Genomic DNA, 17,029 nt, shown 5'->3' with positions numbered 1-17,029 from the left:
GCTGCCCGCGAAATGGCGGGGAATGCCGGGGCGGCCGCGAGGCAAACATGAGTTCGATCTCGATCAATCTTCTGCTTGCGGTCCTCCTGCTCGCCGCCAACGCGTTTTACGTGGCTGCGGAATTCGCGCTGGTGAAAAGCCGCGGCTTTCGCGTCAAGGCCATGGTCGAGCAAAATCGCTTCGGCGCTCGCCTGCTGCAGACGATGATGGGGAATATCGAATCCTACCTCGCCTGCTGCCAGCTCGGCATCACCATGGCTTCCCTCGGTCTTGGCTGGATCGGCGAGCCGACCGTGTCTGCGCTGCTGAGTCCGGTCCTCCAACCGCTCGGTCTGTCGGAGGCCACGCTGCACTTCACCTCGTTCGTGGCGGGTTTCCTGGTCTTCTCCTCGTTGCACATCATCATCGGCGAGCAGGTGCCGAAGACGCTCGCGATCAGGGAGCCGATGCCGGTGTCGCAGTGGATCGCGTATCCGCTTCATGCCTCCTACCTCGTGTTCTATCCGCTGAGCTGGTGTCTCAACACTGCGTCGAGCGCGATCCTGCGTCTGATCGGGGTCCAGGAGTTTTCGCAGCACGACATCCTGACGGATACCGAGATCGAGGGCCTGGTCGAGGAATCGGCCGTGCACGGCAAGATCGAGAGCGGCGAGGCCGAGTACATTCACAATGTCTTCCGGCTCGGCGAGCTGACGGTGTCCGACGTGATGGTCCACCGCACCGCCATGGTGATGATCAATGCCGACCTGCCGCCGGAGGAGCTGGTGCGGGAGGTGCTGGCCACCGAATACACCCGCATTCCGCTGTGGCGCGACAAGTCGGAGAACATCATCGGCATTCTTCACGCCAAGGATCTGTTGCGGGCCATCCGGGCGTCGGAGGGAGATACCTCTCGCATCGACGTCACCACCATCATGCTGCCGCCCTGGTTCGTGCCGGAAATGCGGCCGATATCCCAGCAGCTCAAGGCGTTCCGCCGTCGCAAGACCCATTTCGCGCTGGTCGTCGACGAGTATGGCGAGGTCGAAGGCCTCGTGACGCTGGAGGACATTCTGGAGGAGATCGTCGGCGACATCTCCGACGAGCACGACGTGGTGGTCGCCGGCGTGCGCCGCCAGCCCGACGGCTCCGTCGTGGTCGACGGCTCGGTGCCGATCCGCGACCTCAATCGCGCCCTGGACTGGCGTCTGCCCGATGAAGAGGCGACCACGGTCGCCGGCCTCGTCATCCACGAGGCGCGCTCGATTCCCGACCGCGGCCAGAGCTTCACCTTCCACGGCTTCCGCTTTCGCGTCCTCCGCCGCGAGCGCAACCGCATCACCGCGCTCCGTATTTCACCGGTGCCGCGCGAGGCCGAGCTGGAAGAGGCCAAGCCGAGAAGGGCCGGGACGTCGTTTTGATTTTCTCTTACCCTCCCCTGGAGGGGGAGGGTCGATCGCGCGCAGCGCGAGCGGGGTGGGGTGATCTCTCCACATTGCATACCGCCCGTGGTGAGAGATCACCCCACCCCGTCACGCATCTCGCTTCGCTCGATTGCGTGCCGACCCTCCCCCTCCAGGGGAGGGTGAAGATCATCACCCTTCCCCCGGCGCCTGCGCCCGGATTGCCAGCGCGTGCACGCCGCCGGAGAGTTCCGCGGCCAGCGCCGAATTTATCATGCGGTGGCGCTCGACCCGGCTCTTCCCTTTGAAGGCGGCAGACACGATATACACACGGAAGTGCGTCTCGCCGCCCGGCCGATGGCCGGCGTGGCCCTCATGCAAATGTGACTCGTCGTCGACTTGCAGGCTTTCGGGCGTGAAAGCTTGCCGCAACTTGTTGCCGATAGTGTCCTTCATAGCCATGTGTGCCATTAAGGTGCGCGATCGCACCCCGTCAATACCCGGACGTGCAAGGTCGCCGCGACCGGGTGCTCAGCGAATTGCAATGTCAAGACTTGAAGGTTTTCGCATTGCGTAGTCAAAGTCAGCCATGCCGATCGATTCATCGAAGTTCTTCGACTCCATCCGCGTGAAGCCGCGGGGCAAGCAGCCGGACGTGAAGCCGCGCGACACCGTGGTCAATTGCGAGTGGGCGGGCTGCGCCAACAAGGGCGCGCACCGCGCTCCGAAGGGCCGCGAGAACCAGCGCGAATACTGGCACTTCTGCCTCGACCATGTGCGCGAGTACAACCAGAACTACAATTTCTTCTCCGGCATGAATGCCGACGCGGTCGCGCGCTACCAGAAGGATGCGCTGACCGGCCACCGCCCGACCTGGAAGATGGGCGCCAATGGCGGCAAGAAGGGATCGGAAGCCGAGATCGACATGGCGTCCGATCCGTTCAGCATGTTCAGCGAGATCAACGGCCGCGCCAGCTGGCGGAAGGGTCCGGAAGCTGCGCCCAAGGCCGAGACCCGCAAGGTGATGAACGCCGAGCGCAAGGCGCTCCAGGTCATGGGCCTCGGCCCCAGCGCCACGCTCGCCGACGTCAAGACCAAGTACAAGGCGCTGGTGAAGCAGCACCACCCCGACGCCAATGGCGGCGACCGCTCGACCGAGGATCGCCTGATCGAGATCATCAAGGCGTACAATTATCTGAAAACGGTGGTGCGGGAGGCGTAAGGTCTTCGCGCCCCACACCCGGTGTCGTCCTGGACAAGCGCAGCGAAGCGGCGCGCAGATCCGGGATCTATAGTGTCAGGGAGTAGTTTGGCGAAGACTGGCAGTGAAGAAGACTGGTAGTGAAGAAGTCTTGCCGCGGTACTCTCACCTCCCACTATCGATAGATCACGCGGCATAGGTCCCGGCCTTCGCCGGGACGACATTATGCCGCGCTGTCGTCGCGCCTCACGCCTTCGGCATCGCCCCGACATAGGACGAGCTCGGCCGGATCAGCCGTCCCGTGCGCTGCTGCTCGCGCGCATGCGCGGTCCAGCCGGCGGCCCGCGCGACGGCAAAGATCGGCGTGAAGGCCTGGCGCGGAATCGCCAGCGCATCGAGCAGGATCGCGGTGAAGAACTCGACATTGGTCTCCAGCGGCCGATCCGGATTCTTCTTGCGCAGCGCGCTGCGGATATAGGCCTCGACCTCGCCGGCAAAGGGCAGGTCGGCGCCGTCAGCCGAAAGCCGCTCGATTGCGGCCTTGAGCACGTCGGCGCGCGGATCGCGCACGCGGTAGACGCGATGGCCAAAGCCCATCAGCCGTTCGCCGCGCGCCAGCGCCGCATCCACCCATGGCCGGATGCGCTCGCTGCAGCCGATCGCATCGAGCATTTCCAGCACCGGCTCCGGCGCGCCGCCATGCAGGGGGCCGGTCAGTGCGCAATAACCGGCGGTGACAGCGGCGAACAGGTCGGCCTGGGTCGAGGCCACCACACGCGTGGTGAAGGTCGAGGCGTTCATGCCGTGATCGCAGACCGTGACGAAATAGGCATCCAGTGCCGTGACCTCGCGCGGCTCCGGCGAGGCGCCGCGCAGCATCCGCAGCGTGTCGGCGGCATGGCTCGCATTCGGGTCGGGTGCGATTGGGTCGAGCCCTCTGGCGCGCCGGACCAGCGCACCTGCGATCACCGGAAAGGCGCCGACGATCGTCGCCTCGTGTTCGAGCCCGTTCTCGGCGCGAAGCCCGGCGACCGCCGCTCGGAACCCGTCGACGATGCCCATGCCGCGCGTCGCGGGCAGGAGGTCGGGCAGCCGCGCAAAGGCGCGCTCGCGCGCCGCGCCGAGGCTCGCCCGCACATTGGCTTCGCTCAAGCCGGTCCTGCTCGCGCCGTTCCAGAGCCGCGCGGTGACGCCCTCGAAGCTCGACCGGCCAGCCAGCCGGCCGACATGTTCGCCGGCGATGATCAGCTCGCCGCGCTCGCCGTCGACATGGCTCAGCACGGTCTCAGCCGCGGGGACGCCGTCCAGCCCGATCTGGCTCTTGGTGAGGTGGATGTTCATGGCCTGTCTCCTTTTCACGGGAGCAAGGTTGACCCTCTCGACAGATTGATCAATCTTGATTACGTAAATCAATATGAAAAATTCCGATGGGCTGTACCTCTCCGCCCGGGAGGCGGCCGCCGAGCTCGCAATCTCCCCGGCCACCCTCTACGCCTATGTCAGCCGCGGCCTGATCCGCTCCGAGCCGACGCCGGATTCGCGCAAGAACCGCTACCGCGCCGAGGATGTCCGGGCGCTGAAGGAGCGCCGCGTGCCGTCGCCGGAGCCGCGCGGGCTGCGCAGCTTCGACGCCGACCTGCCGGTGATGGACACGGAGATCTCGACCGTCACCGAGGAGGGCGCGATCTATCGCGGCGTCAATTGCGTCGATCTTTCCGAGAGCGACACGCTGGAGCACACGGCGACGCTGCTCTGGGACGTCTCCGGCGTCGATCCGTTCGATCCGGACAATCAGCCTGAAATATCCCGGGAGATGCGCGCGATCGCAGCGGCAGCGCGCCGGGCGGCGCCGATCGACCGCGCCATCGCCGTGCTCGCGCTGGCCGCGAGTGCCGATCCCCGCGCCTTCACCCGTGCGCCCGATGGCCGCGCGCTGGTCGGCGCGCGCATCGTCCGCCTCCTGGTTGCGACCATGCTCAACGCCGAGCCGTCGGCCGAGCTGCTGCACCAGCAGATCGCCAAGGCCTGGGCGGCGGACGCCAAGCATGCGCCCGATCTGATCCGCCGCGCGCTGGTGCTGCTCGCCGATCACGAGCTGAACGCCTCGACCTTCACCGCGCGCTGCGCGGCCTCGACCGGTCTCAATCTCTACGATTCCGTCATCGCCGGCCTTGCCGCGCTGAAGGGACCCAAGCATGGCGGCGCCGGCGTGCTGGCCTCGCAGCTCGTGAAAACGCTGGTCGACCGCGACGTCGAGCCGATGGTGCGCGAGCGCGTCGCGCTCGGCGAGCGTTTTGCCGGCTTCGGCCACGGCGTCTACAAGCGCGGCGATCCCCGCGCGCAATCGCTGCTGAACGCGCTGTCGCGCGCCGGCGCGCCGCGAAAATTCACCCGCGAGGTGCCGGAGCGCATCGCGGAGGCGACCGGCGAATTCGTCAACATCGACTATGCGCTCGCCGTGCTCGTGCACGCGCTGCGCCTGCCCGCCGGCAGCGAGCTCGCGCTGTTCGCCATGGCCCGCAGCGTCGGCTGGATCGCCCATGCCAGCGAGCAATTGCAGTTCGGCAAGTTGATCAGGCCGCGGGCGAGGTATGTGGGGCCGGCGCCGGGGCGGCGGGCGGGAGCCGCGACCTAGCGTCGTCAAGCGATCTTCTGCCGTCGTCCGGGCGAAGGCCAGAACCTATACCATCCTCGCGGCAGTGGGAGTTCCGGCAAACTCTCAAGGACCGGGACGCATATCCCAAAACGTCAGCCTACTAACGCAAAGCGGAAGGCTCCGGCCTGAGCGTGACCGGCAGCATTTGACCCCAAGCGGACATCGTTGCGTCGCGAGAGCCGCACTGCGCGGCGACAGTAAGCCCTCACCGGTAATTGATGCCCTTCAAGCCGCGCCCCGCGCAGCTGCCATCTGTCGCGCGGCCTTCTCTTGTGCGAGAGCTGCTTCCAGCCGCGAGATGCTTTCCTGGAGTCGTTGGTTGTTTTCCAAAAGACGCTGGCTGGTCAGAAGGAGGATATGGTAGCCGAATTGCTGATCACTCTGAAAATAGATTTCAAGTAGCCTTTCATAAGTTATGGTCAGGACTTGGCCATCTTCTATGCACTCGACAGTCGCGGTTCGCCGGTTATCGGGTGTGAGAAAGCCAAGCTCTCCCATGAAGCGCCCTGGCGGAAGCTCGACGCCGATTTCTTTGACGAGAAACGTCCCGGTGACGATGAGGAACATCTCCGAAGCGGCATCACCCTTCCTGAAGAGTATGTCGCCTCGGCGATATCTACGTTCGGTCATGAATGGTTTGAGCCATTCCATCGACCTGTCACCCCGCGTCGCGTTACGTGCTTTCTTAACGAGCTTGAGCAGTTGGCGGAGGCGAACGGCATTGACTGGCAACAGCAGCAGATAAAGCAGAAAGGTGGCGACGCTTCCAGAAAGCGCGCAAGAAATTGCGAAGAATGTACAGCCGACCATATTCGCGACCCGCAGCGGCACCATTCTCTGCATCAGCAAGGTAGCGACAAAGAATATGGCGCCAACCAAGGCGAACATGTTGGCGAGCGTGATATTCACCAACACAATTTCAAACAGTCGATTGAACAGTGCGTCGTAGGTGATGTTGTCGGGATCAAGTCCCATTTGAACGAGGATCTTTGCGATCCTGAAATTGTCGGCCGCTGTATCAAGTATGCGGTCTAGAATTCTCGAAAAATCTGCATTGGAATTCATCGGATCACCCCTATGCAAACATTCGGTTATGTTGGAGTTCGCGGATACGTGACAGACGAGTCGGACAGCACAAGCGGTATCGATCCACGTTCAATATTACCCGGCACGGTTGTTTTTAGTGATCACAGGCGTGTGGCCGGTAGCGTGTCATCGCTCAGGCCGAGCGGGGCTCCGGGGGCTTCGTCCTGCGATGCACAAAGCCGTTTCTGGCCGTAGACGTATTCCTTCGCCGAAGGGCCGGACGCCGCTTGTGGCCCAGAGCAGTAGCCGGCCTCCACATAGATCAATTATCAAAACCAACACCTAATCGGCTCGTCTCCTACAATGAGCTCGGACAGAGCAGATGGAAAGGAGCGTTGAACTGCAAGGTCTCTTTGGCACTTCCGTTCAAGTAAGTACGCAAAGGAGATCGCTAAGATGATTGATGCAACGCCGGCAAGGTAAGGCCACCGTTCGCCGCTCATGGAGCACTCCGTAGCAGGAGGGTTGGCAATCATTCCCCGAGCCTTGGTTCTAGTAAGTTACCACTTTCATACTTCCTCCTCGTCAGATGTGAATTGGTTCACGTCCTACCATTTTGTTTTCGTCTTTTTGCTCAACTTGAGCGGTCGCGTCTGCCACGGCTGCAAGTGCCCTGAGCGTCGAACGTCCATATTCGCGTTGACCTGAGCTCTCTGTGGTACACCGGACACGACCACGGACATAGCCAATCGACCCGATTTGATGACCATATCGGAAGTCACCACTGCGCGACTACGCCTTCTGGTTGTGACTAATCATTCGTTCTTCCATCGCTATCAGATATCAGCATTCATTCGCCGGATAGGATGCCTCGCGGATCGCTACCCCGGTGCGAGGCGACGTAGTCGATTTCGCCTCGCGAAATACCGATATCCGTAAGCTCCCTGTCACTTAAGTCGCACAAGTTGGCCAGTAATCTCCGGCGTTTGCGCCACTCCTGAAATGCATTCCAGTATGCTTCGAGAGGACTGTAGACCTGCCGCCTTGCCGTTGCCGGTCTCAGCTCGGTGGTCCCGTGGATCGTGCTCATTGAGGGTGTCCTGCCTGGACTGTTCACTAGGCGGAGGTTGCTGCAAGAGGTGCCGGCGCGCATAACTGGTGGCTTACATTTCTCTTACCGGCGGCTTATTCTTCGTGCGCTAATACAGAGGCGGCCCCGAGAAGGAATGGCAGCTTGCGCTATCTTTTCGAGGAATACGCATTCGACACCGAACGGCGCGAGCTGCATCGGGGCACTGATGCGGTGTCGATCACACCGCAGGTTTTTGACCTGCTCGATTACCTGATCCGCAACAGGGAGCAGGTTGTCAGCAAAGACGACCTCATCAACGCCATCTGGAATGGACGCAGCGTGTCGGATGCGGCATTGACGACGCGTCTAAACGCTGCCCGGAGCGCTCTTGGTGACACCGGAGAACAACAGCGCCTCATTAAGACACTGCCGAGAAAGGGCTTTCGTTTCATCGGTACTGTTCGCGAAGCGAATGGGGATTTGGGCACTAGAGGGATCCTGGACGGCCCGGTGGAAGAGCCAGGAGCCGGACTTCCGCTTCCCGACCGGCCTTCAATCGCCGTTCTACCCTTTGTCAACCTTAGCTCAGAACCGGATCAAGAGTATTTTGCTGACGGGATGGTCGAGGAAATCATCACTGCACTCTCCCGTTTCAAGACATTGTTCGTCATCGCGCGTAATTCAAGTTTCACTTACCGAGAGGGTGCGACCAACCTGAAGCAGGTGGGACGCGAGTTGGGAGTGCGGTATATACTGGAGGGCAGCGTCCGCAAGTCAGTGAACCGGCTACGCATCGCCGGCCAGCTGATCGATACAGCCACGGGTGTGCATATTTGGGCGGATCGCTTCGATGCGACGTTGCAGGACGTCTTCGATCTCCAGGACAAGTTATCCACGATGATCGTCGGTGCTATCTCGCCAAAGGTTGAGCAGGCTGAGATCGAGCGCGCGCGGCGCAAACCGACCGAGAACCTTCGTGCGTACGACTACTATTTGCGCGGACTGGCGAGCTTCCATCGCGGGAGCAAAAAATCCCTTCGCGAAGCCCTAGCGTTGTTCAAAAGGGCAATCCAGCTCGACCCCAGTTTTGCCTTAGCCAGTGCAATGGCCGCATGGTGCTATGTCGTTCCTCACCCTGGGCTAGCGGATAGTGAGGACGCCCGGGAAGCCGAGCGGCTGGCGCGGCTTGCGGCACGATTGGGCGCCGATGATGCGACAGCGCTGTGCGTCGCGGGGTTTGTGCTTGCCGAAATAGCCGGCGAGGTTGAGATGGGAGCCGACTTGGCGAGTAGGGCTCTCGTGCTCAATCCCAACCTAGTGACCGCTTGGTTCCTCGGCGGTTGGGTGCAGGTAATAAATGGCCAATCCGATGCGGCGATCGAACGGTTCGCGCAAGCCGAGCGCCTCAGTCCATTCGACCCATTTCTTTTTGGTGTGCGCGCCGGGATTGCCCAAGCTCACTTTAATGCCGGCCGCGACGAACAGGCGCTGTTTGCTGCCGAACTTTGCTTGCGCGATAAGCCAAACTATCCCCCGGCACTTCTCGTTGTCGCGGCAAGTAGCGCGCTCATCGGAGCCGGGGATCGAGCGAGAGCGGCAACTGCACGCATTCGTGCGATCAGCCCGAAGATATGCATTACCGAAATGGAGAGATGGCTGTCTCGCCGTCCTTCGGAGTACATCGCAAGAATGATACACGGCCTTAGAGAAGCCGGACTACCGCAGTGAGATGTGGATGGTCGATATCGCCTTGTTGGCCCCGAGCTTGTCGCCCGATGCTCACCTGGCTCATCGTACAGCAAGCGTCGGCTTGTAGGACTGCTGATCTACCGTCGGTCGTCCGCCTCTGGCCCTTAGCCGACTGGCCATGGCCAACTTGCCATCTCTGGTTTTGAAGACTGATCGGACTCAGGCGGGCATCGGCACGGGCTGATGGCGTTTATGAGTACACGCCCGAATGGCCCTGGCTTTCGCCGCGACGACCATCACATGAGCGTCATGCCTGCGACTTCGCCGCCGTGACGCCATTTCGGCGGCGATAGATCCATCCCGCCAAACCCAGCAGGATCGCCACGCCAACCACCGTCAAGATCCAGATATGCTTGCCGACATGCCCGTGATGATGCAGCCCGGCATATTCGTGCAGGGCCGTGACCGCCAGCACGCCCGGCAGTACATGCGCCGGCGCCCAGGCCAGGATCGCCGGGATGTTCACCGCGTAGAATTTCGCCGGCGCCATGCCCAGCGCGCCGGCGGTCACGGGGACGAAGGCCCGGACCGGCGGCACGAAGCGGGCGAAGAACACCGCCCAGGTGCCGAAGCGGTGGAAGAAATTCTCGCTCTCGGCGACCACGCGCGGATAGTTGGTCAGCGGCCAGGTGTTGAGGATCTCGCGCTGCCGCCGGTGCCCGATCCAGTAGGCCGAGCCGTCGCCGAGCACGGCGCCGAGCGCGGCCGCCAGCAGCACCCATGGCAGCTGCAATTCGCCGCCCGGAACCAGAGCGCTCAGCGCCAGGATGATGGTCGAACCGGGAATCACCGATCCCACCACCGGAACGGCTTCGAGCAGCGCCGCCAGGAACAGGGTCAGATAGCCCAGCCACGGATGGGCCGAGACGAAGGAGATGAGGGGATCGAGAAAAGACGTCACGCGGTATCTATGGCGGGTTGGAGCATTGGAATTCAGACCCTACCTAAGTAAGCACATGCGGCCAAAGTGCCATTTGAGCAGGCAGCGACGTTACCCCGCCCGAAATTCGGGCGTGATTCGCAAGGCAGCCCTCCAAAAACTGCGTTCCTTGCCTATCTAAATGAAAAGACAATGGAACTTTGATTGGGGGGCGGGCTTCTGCCGGCCACTTGTCTCTGATAGGTTGCTTTCCAGCACCCAGCCGCAGCCAACGTGCGAATAACCGGTTTCGGGACCGCCCGGGACCTCGGAGGATTGATGACGACCGCCGCCCTGTCCAAAGTTGAGGAAGTTTCCGGTCTGCCCGACATGAAAGTGTCGGTTCGCCAGGTGTTCGGGATCGACAGCGATCTCGAAGTCCCGGCCTATTCCGAAGTCGATCCTCATGTGCCCGAAGTCGATTCCGATTACCGCTTCGACCGCGCAACCACGCTTGCCATTCTCGCCGGCTTCGCCAAGAACCGCCGCGTGATGGTGACCGGCTATCACGGCACCGGCAAATCCACCCATATCGAGCAGGTCGCCGCCCGCCTGAACTGGCCCTGCGTGCGCGTCAACCTCGACAGCCACATCAGCCGCATCGACCTCGTCGGCAAGGATTCGATCGTGGTTCGCGACGGCAAGCAGGTCACCGAATTCCGCGATGGCATCCTGCCCTGGGCGCTCCAGCACAACGTCGCACTGGTGTTCGACGAATACGACGCCGGCCGCCCGGACGTGATGTTCGTGATCCAGCGCGTGCTCGAAGTCTCCGGCCGCCTGACGCTGCTGGACCAGAACAAGGTGATCAAGCCGCACCCGGCGTTCCGGCTTTTCGCCACGGCGAATACGGTCGGCCTCGGCGACACCTCGGGCCTCTATCACGGCACCCAGCAGATCAACCAGGGCCAGATGGACCGCTGGTCGATCGTCACCACGCTGAACTATCTCAGCCACGACGAGGAAGTGGAGATCGTGCTGGCCAAGGCCAAGCACTATCGCACCAGCGAAGGCCGCGACATCGTCAACAAGATGGTGCGCCTCGCCGACCTGACCCGCAACGCCTTCGCCAATGGCGATCTGTCGACGGTGATGAGCCCGCGCACCGTGATCACCTGGGCGGAAAACTCCGACATTTTCGGCGATATCGGCTTCGCCTTCCGCGTCACCTTCCTCAACAAATGCGACGAGCTCGAGCGTCCCCTGGTCGCCGAATTCTACCAGCGCTGCTTCAACGCGGAGCTGCCGGAATCGGCGGTGAACGTGGCGCTGAGCTGAAGTTCTCTCGGTGTGTCGTCCCGGACAAGCGAAGCGCAGATCCGGGACCCATGCCCACAGGGAGTGGTTTTGCGAAGACTCGGAGTTACCAGCTTCGCCCACAACCTCTCCCCGTGGTTATGGGTCCCCGCGTTCGCGGGGACGACGGATCAGGTTGAGCTTGGGACGACGGTGAGATCGAGATGAGCACCACCTCCAACTCCAAATTCCGCAGCAACAAGGAAGCGCCGACCGAGCCGTTCAAGCGCTCGGTTGCCTCCTGCCTGAAGGCGATCGCGAAATCGCCCGAGCTCGACGTCTCTTTCGCCGCCGAGCGCCCGGGCCTTGCGCCGGGCAAGGCGCGCTTGCCGGAGCCGGCGCGGAAAATGACAAGGCGTGATGCGGCGATCGTGCGCGGCCACGCCGATTCCATCGCACTCAAGCTCGCCTGTCACGATCCCAAGGTTCATCGCAAGCTGATGCCCGGCAATCCGCAGGCCCGCGGCGTGTTCGAGGCGGTCGAGCAGGCTCGCGTCGAGGCGATCGGCGCGCGCCGCATGGCCGGCGTTGCCAAGAACCTCACCGCGATGCTCGACGACCATTTCCATCGCGGCAACTTCGACGAGATCACCGACCGCGCCGATGCGCCGCTCGCCGATGCGCTGGCGATGCTGGTGCGCGAACGCCTGACTGGCCTCGCGCCGCCGGCGGCGGCAAAGAAGATGGTCGATCTCTGGCGTCCGATTCTCGAAGACAAGATCGGCAAGCGGCTCGACCGGCTCGATGGCGTGGTCGAGGACCAGACCAGGTTCGGCGACGCCGTGCATGATCTGTTGTCGGCGCTCGAGCTCGGCGACGAGCGCAACGCCGACAGCGAAGACAATGACGAGAACGACGAGAACCGGGACGGCGACAACGACCAGTCCGGCGCCGAGGGCTCGCCCGATTCCGATGCCGCGCAGGAGATGAGCGCCGATCAGGCGCAGGCTTCGAGCGAGGAGATGAGCGAGAGCGCGATGGAAAGCGCGCAGGCCTCGACCTCCGATACGTTCGACGACGGCGAGCTCGGCGACGACGAGACGCCCGGCGAGGCGACGCGTCCGAACGCGCACGGCAAGAACGAGCCGCGCGGGCCGGAATATCACGCCTTCGCGCCGAAATTCGACGAGGTCATCGCCGCCGAGGATCTCTGCGACCATGACGAGCTGGAGCGCCTGCGCGCCTATCTCGACAAGCAGCTCGCGCATCTGCAAGGCATCGTCGCCCGCCTCGCCAACCGGCTGCAGCGCAAGCTGATGGCGCAGCAGAACCGCGCCTGGGAGTTCGATCTCGAAGAGGGCATCCTGGACCCTGCGCGGCTGTCGCGCGTCGTCACCGATCCCTATCACCCGCTGTCCTTCATGCACGAGAAGGAGGCGACGTTCCGCGACACCGTGGTGACGCTGCTGCTCGACAATTCCGGCTCGATGCGCGGCCGCCCGATCACGGTCGCCGCGACCTGCGCCGACATTCTCGCGCGCACGCTGGAGCGTTGCGGCGTCAAGGTCGAGATCCTCGGCTTCACCACGCGCGCCTGGAAGGGCGGGCAATCGCGCGAGGCGTGGCTTGCCGCCGGCAAGCCGGCCAATCCCGGCCGCCTCAACGATCTCCGCCACATCATCTACAAGTCCGCGGACGCCCCCTGGCGCCGTGCGCGCAAGAATCTCGGCCTGATGATGCGCGAGGGGCTGCTCAAGGAGAACATCGACGGCGAGGCGCTGGACTGGGCGCACAAGCGCCTGCTGGCGAGGGCCGAGCAGCGCAAGATCCTGATGATGATCTCGGACGGCGCGCCGGTCGACGATTCCACGCTGTCGGTCAATCCCGGCAACTATCTCGAGCGGCATCTGCGCCACATCATCGAGGAGATCGAGACCCGCTCGCCGGTCGAGCTGATCGCGATCGGCATCGGCCATGACGTGACGCGCTATTATCGCCGCGCGGTGACGATCGTGGACGCCGAGGAGCTCGGCGGCGCCATCACCGAGAAGCTCGCCGAACTCTTCAGCGAGACCAACACGGCGCCCACGCAAGCAGCCGGTCGCCCGCGACGCAAATTGCATTCGTGAGCACGCACTCGTCCCGCCGCAGCTTTCTCGGTCACGCGGCGGCGGGATTTTCCACCCTCGCAGTCTCCGGCCTTGCGCGGGCGCAAGCCGCGACCGAGCCGCCGCCAAGAACAGGTCAAGCTCCGCTCCAGGTCGAGCGCGCCGTCGCCGCGCCTGTCAGCGTCGAGGTCAACGCGCGCCCCATTCCGAATTTCGAACCGCGCGACCGCTCGCGCACGCGCTTCGGCTCGCTGGAATATCGCAGCGGCCTGGTGCTGACCTCGGCCTATCGCGGCTTCGGCGGCTTGTCCGGCATCCGTTTCCTCGACGGCAAGGGCGAGCGTTTCCTCGCGATCTCCGATCAGGGCGGCTGGTTCACCGGCACCATCCGCTATTCCGGCCGCGACATGGTCGGCCTCGCTGACGTCGAGGCCGCGCCGCTGCTCGACGCCGAAGGGCGGCCGATCACGGAAAAGCACCTCTGGTGGGATTCGGAATCGATCGCGCGCGACGGCACCCTCGTCTATGTCGGGCTCGAGCGCGTCAACCAGATCCTGCGCTACGATTTCGCCAGGGGCGGCACCCGCGCCCGCGGCGAGGTGATCAGCGTCCCGCCGGCCCTGCGCAAGCTGCCCCACAACAAGGGGCTGGAGGCGATGGTCGTCGTGCCCAAGGGCAAAGACCAGGACATGCCGCTCGCGGGCACCCTGATCGCCTTCTCCGAGCGCGGGCTGGACGCCGACGGCAACCTCGTCGCCTTCCTGATCGGCGGCCCGTCGCCCGGCCAATTCAGCGTGCGGCGCACCGAGAGATACGACATCAGCGATGCCGTGCTGCTGGCTTCCGGCGAGCTCCTGATCCTCGAACGCAAGTTCTCCTGGTTCACCGGCGTCGACATCCGCATCCGCTCGATCCCCCTGAAGTCGATCGTGCCGGGTGCGCTGGTCGACGGCCCCGCGCTGTTCGCCGCCGATCTCGGCCACGAGATCGACAACATGGAAGGCATCGACGCCCACGTCACGGCCGACGGCGAGACGGTGCTGACGCTGATCTCCGACGACAATTTCTCGATGCTGCAGCGGACCTTGCTGCTGCAGTTCACGCTGGCGGAGTAGCCCCTGCTGTCGTGCGGCAGACTCCGCTGTCGTCCTGCGAACGCAGGGACCCATACCGCGTGATCTATCGGGTCAGCAGATAGAAGTCCCGAACGACCAATCTTCGCCAAGCCGCTCCCTGGGGTGATGGGTCCCTTGCGTTCGCTGGGACGACAGCGGATTATGCCGCGCCGCGGTTCGACCAAATGATTGCGGAAATGCACGCCGAGGCTGGCCGCCATTCCCTGATGCGCCTAGCAATCCGCGCGTCCCCCATTACACTTCCTGCATTGCCCCTCCCACCTTCCGGAACTCCCCGCATGAGCGTCCTGTTTTCCCCGATCAAGCTGCGCGGCCTGACCTTGAAGAACCGCATCGTGGTGTCGCCGATGTGCCAGTATTCGGCCGACGACGGCGTCGCCACCGACTGGCACTTCACCCACATCAACAATCTCAGCCTGTCGGGCGCTTCGATGTTCTGCATCGAAGCGACGCATGTGGAGGCGATCGGCCGCATCACGCCGGGCTGCCTCGGGCTCTACAGCGATGCCTGCGAAGCCGCGCTGAAGCCGATCCTCAATTCGGTGCGCAAGCATTCCTCGACCGCGATCGCGATGCAGCTCGCCCATGCCGGCCGCAAGGCGTCCAGCGCGCGGCCCTGGGACGGCGGCCAGCTGATTCCGGAAGGGCAGGGCGGCTGGCAGACGGTGGCGCCGAGCGCCGTGCCGCACAAGGAGGGTGAGGCCGCCCCGCTGGCGCTGGATGCCTCGGGCCTCAAGCGCATCCGCGAGGCCTTTGTCGACAGCGCAAGGCGCGCCGCGCGCCTCGGCATCGACGCCATCGAGCTGCATGGCGCGCACGGCTATCTGCTGCACCAGTTCCTGTCGCCGATCTCGAACCGGCGCAGCGACGACTACGGCGGCAGCCTCGCGAACCGCATGCGCTATCCGCTCGAAGTGTTCGACGCGGTGCGCGCCGCCTTCCCGCACGACAAGCCGGTCGGCATGCGGGTGTCGTCGACCGACTGGGTCGAGGGCGGCTGGGACTTAGGCCAGACCATCGAATTTGCGCGAGCGCTGAAGGCGCGCGGCGTCGACTGGATCGACGCCTCCTCCGGCGGCGTCTCGCCGCTGCAGAAAATCCCGCTCGGCCCCGGCTATCAGGTGCAGTTCGCCGAGGCCATCAAGCGCGAGACGGGATTGCCCACCATCGCCGTCGGCCTGATCACGGACGCAAGGCAGGGCGAGGACATCGTCGCATCCGGCAAGGCCGACATGGTCGCGCTCGCCCGCGGCATGCTCTACGACCCGCGCTGGGCCTGGCACGCCGCCGCCGAGCTCGGCGGCGAGGTCGAAGCGCCGCCGCAATATTGGCGCTCGCAGCCCTCGACGCAGAAGGCGCTGTTCGGCAAGACCACCTTCGGGGCGCGGTGAGCGGACGCGTCGCGCCCACTGCACATGTGACGCGATAGCGGCGCCTCATCAACGTCGTCCTTGCGAAAGCAGGGACCCATGCCGCGTGATCTCACGATGATCCCCGGTGTGCGTTGACAACTTGACTGTGACTCTTCGCTCAACCACTGCCTGTGGTTATGGGTCCCTGCTTTCGCACTGCTTTCGCAGAGACGACAGTGCAATTTGTGGACCGCGCGTTCGCCCCTCGCTTCCCGCCCGCATCCGTAAATCCCCCGAGCTTCCACGCCCCCCGAAACTGGCCTAACCTCGTGTGCAGTCGAAGCAACGGAGGGCTGCCCATGCGTTATCCTGTCCGCAAAGCTGCTCACATCTTCGAGCGCGTGGGGCTTGCGATGGCTGGCGCGGCATGCGGGCTGTTCATCGGCGCCCATGTCGGATCGGCCATTCCCGCGCTCACCACGCAGGGCTTCCTGCTGCTGATGATGCTGCTCGGCGGCATCGGCTTCTATCTCGGCATCGACACGCCGCAGATGCCGTTCGACGATGCGCACAGCCAGATCGACGCCGCCGAATTCATGAGCGCCGCCGGCACGCTGTTCGCGACGCTCACCGCCTTCGTCTCCGTCGCCGTCATCGTGCTCCGGCTCGATCCGCACATGGCCTGGACCTGGCTGGTCTTCGCCGGCTGGCTCGCCGGCGTCGCCATGCAGATCGTCGCGGGGGCAAAGGCGAGGATGCGGAAGTAGGGGACGCTCTTTCTTACCCTCCCCTGGAGGGGGAGGGTCGCTGGGCATGCAGCGAAGCGGAATGCGCAGCGGGGTGGGGTGATCTCTCCACACATGCACTGCCCGAGTGGAGAGATCACCCCACCCCGATCGCGCTGCGCGCGCTCGACCCTCCCCCTCCAGGGGAGGGTAAGCCTAGAACACCACGCCCACCCGCGTGCCGCGCTTCCAGGCGATGCGGCAGCGCTTTTTGGTGTTGACGTGCAGCAGCTCGAACCGGTCGGGAATCTTCACCTGGCCGCCGAGATCGACGCAGGCGCCGCCGGGCGAATAGTCGATCAGCGTGCACGGGATCACCGGCGCGCGCGGGTCGGTGATGATCTTGGCCTGGCGCGACACCAGCCCTGCTGGCTTGACGCGGACATGGCGGCGCGGATGCATTGGCA

Annotated in this window: 15 protein-coding genes; 9 read left to right on the top strand and 6 right to left on the bottom strand. The window is 63.9% G+C overall.

Going from position 1 to position 17,029, the window contains the following annotated elements; all coding sequences use genetic code 11:
- Nucleotides 1-47: 47 nt before the first annotated feature.
- A complete protein-coding gene (locus XH87_RS27920; RefSeq protein WP_271589690.1) occupies nucleotides 48-1,400 on the top strand; it encodes a hemolysin family protein in 1,353 nt (450 codons plus the stop codon).
- A gap of 174 nt (nucleotides 1,401-1,574) precedes the next feature.
- On the opposite strand, the gene XH87_RS27915 is transcribed toward XH87_RS27920, so the two are convergent.
- Nucleotides 1,575-1,844 carry a BolA family protein gene (locus tag XH87_RS27915; RefSeq protein ID WP_271589689.1) on the bottom strand — a complete coding sequence of 90 codons (270 nt, stop codon included), beginning with the start codon at nucleotides 1,842-1,844 and terminating at the stop codon, nucleotides 1,575-1,577.
- 127 nt (nucleotides 1,845-1,971) lie between these two features.
- On the opposite strand from XH87_RS27915, the gene XH87_RS27910 reads away from it, so the two are divergent.
- The gene (locus tag XH87_RS27910; RefSeq protein ID WP_271589688.1) at nucleotides 1,972-2,604 is read left to right on the top strand and encodes a J domain-containing protein; all 633 of its coding nucleotides are present in this window, start codon (nucleotides 1,972-1,974) and stop codon (nucleotides 2,602-2,604) included.
- Between the two features lie 225 nt (nucleotides 2,605-2,829).
- Here the strand turns inward: XH87_RS27910 and XH87_RS27905 are convergent, their stop codons facing one another.
- Nucleotides 2,830-3,924 carry a citrate synthase/methylcitrate synthase gene (locus tag XH87_RS27905; RefSeq protein ID WP_271589687.1) on the bottom strand — a complete coding sequence of 365 codons (1,095 nt, stop codon included), beginning with the start codon at nucleotides 3,922-3,924 and terminating at the stop codon, nucleotides 2,830-2,832.
- Between the two features lie 73 nt (nucleotides 3,925-3,997).
- On the opposite strand from XH87_RS27905, the gene XH87_RS27900 reads away from it, so the two are divergent.
- Nucleotides 3,998-5,218, top strand: coding sequence for a citrate synthase family protein (locus XH87_RS27900; protein ID WP_271589686.1), 1,221 nt, complete (start codon nucleotides 3,998-4,000; stop codon nucleotides 5,216-5,218).
- A gap of 246 nt (nucleotides 5,219-5,464) precedes the next feature.
- On the opposite strand, the gene XH87_RS27895 is transcribed toward XH87_RS27900, so the two are convergent.
- Together XH87_RS27895 and XH87_RS27890 are read right to left on the bottom strand one after the other, a co-directional pair.
- Nucleotides 5,465-6,304 (bottom strand): Crp/Fnr family transcriptional regulator, encoded by an 840-nt coding sequence (locus XH87_RS27895; protein WP_271589685.1) that lies wholly within the window; start codon nucleotides 6,302-6,304, stop codon nucleotides 5,465-5,467.
- 811 nt (nucleotides 6,305-7,115) lie between these two features.
- The gene (locus XH87_RS27890; RefSeq protein WP_271589684.1) at nucleotides 7,116-7,355 is read right to left on the bottom strand and encodes a DUF1127 domain-containing protein; all 240 of its coding nucleotides are present in this window, start codon (nucleotides 7,353-7,355) and stop codon (nucleotides 7,116-7,118) included.
- Nucleotides 7,356-7,499: 144 nt separating this feature from the next.
- Here XH87_RS27890 and XH87_RS27885 point away from each other — a divergent pair, with 144 nt between their 5' ends.
- Nucleotides 7,500-9,065 carry a winged helix-turn-helix domain-containing tetratricopeptide repeat protein gene (locus XH87_RS27885; protein ID WP_271589683.1) on the top strand — a complete coding sequence of 522 codons (1,566 nt, stop codon included), beginning with the start codon at nucleotides 7,500-7,502 and terminating at the stop codon, nucleotides 9,063-9,065.
- A gap of 268 nt (nucleotides 9,066-9,333) precedes the next feature.
- Here the strand turns inward: XH87_RS27885 and XH87_RS27880 are convergent, their stop codons facing one another.
- Nucleotides 9,334-9,987 (bottom strand): DedA family protein, encoded by a 654-nt coding sequence (locus XH87_RS27880; RefSeq protein ID WP_271589682.1) that lies wholly within the window; start codon nucleotides 9,985-9,987, stop codon nucleotides 9,334-9,336.
- Nucleotides 9,988-10,284: 297 nt separating this feature from the next.
- Here XH87_RS27880 and cobS point away from each other — a divergent pair, with 297 nt between their 5' ends.
- The 5 genes from cobS (at nucleotide 10,285) to XH87_RS27855 (ending at nucleotide 16,604) form a co-directional block, all read left to right on the top strand.
- Nucleotides 10,285-11,283 (top strand): cobaltochelatase subunit CobS, encoded by a 999-nt coding sequence (gene cobS, locus XH87_RS27875; protein WP_035708178.1) that lies wholly within the window; start codon nucleotides 10,285-10,287, stop codon nucleotides 11,281-11,283.
- A 182-nt stretch (nucleotides 11,284-11,465) separates the two neighbouring features.
- A complete protein-coding gene (cobT, locus tag XH87_RS27870) occupies nucleotides 11,466-13,370 on the top strand; it encodes a cobaltochelatase subunit CobT (protein ID WP_271589681.1) in 1,905 nt (634 codons plus the stop codon).
- Nucleotides 13,367-14,464: an esterase-like activity of phytase family protein gene (locus XH87_RS27865; RefSeq protein ID WP_271589680.1), complete on the top strand. Its 1,098-nt coding sequence runs from the start codon at nucleotides 13,367-13,369 to the stop codon at nucleotides 14,462-14,464. Before cobT ends, XH87_RS27865 begins: the two co-directional genes overlap by 4 nt.
- Before the next feature lie 299 nt (nucleotides 14,465-14,763).
- Nucleotides 14,764-15,876, top strand: a complete 1,113-nt coding sequence (locus XH87_RS27860; RefSeq protein WP_271589679.1) for an NADH:flavin oxidoreductase/NADH oxidase — start codon at nucleotides 14,764-14,766, stop codon at nucleotides 15,874-15,876.
- A gap of 320 nt (nucleotides 15,877-16,196) precedes the next feature.
- Nucleotides 16,197-16,604 carry a hypothetical protein gene (locus tag XH87_RS27855; RefSeq protein WP_271589678.1) on the top strand — a complete coding sequence of 136 codons (408 nt, stop codon included), beginning with the start codon at nucleotides 16,197-16,199 and terminating at the stop codon, nucleotides 16,602-16,604.
- 174 nt (nucleotides 16,605-16,778) lie between these two features.
- Here XH87_RS27855 and XH87_RS27850 read toward each other — a convergent pair whose 3' ends face one another.
- Nucleotides 16,779-17,024 carry a PilZ domain-containing protein gene (locus tag XH87_RS27850; protein WP_028177491.1) on the bottom strand — a complete coding sequence of 82 codons (246 nt, stop codon included), beginning with the start codon at nucleotides 17,022-17,024 and terminating at the stop codon, nucleotides 16,779-16,781.
- Nucleotides 17,025-17,029: the final 5 nt, after the last annotated feature.

This window comes from Bradyrhizobium sp. CCBAU 53415, assembly GCF_028128735.1.
Lineage (GTDB): Bacteria > Pseudomonadota > Alphaproteobacteria > Rhizobiales > Xanthobacteraceae > Bradyrhizobium.
The sequence above is the reverse complement of the archived record's forward strand: the minus strand, read 5'-3'. Positions and strand labels throughout refer to the sequence as shown.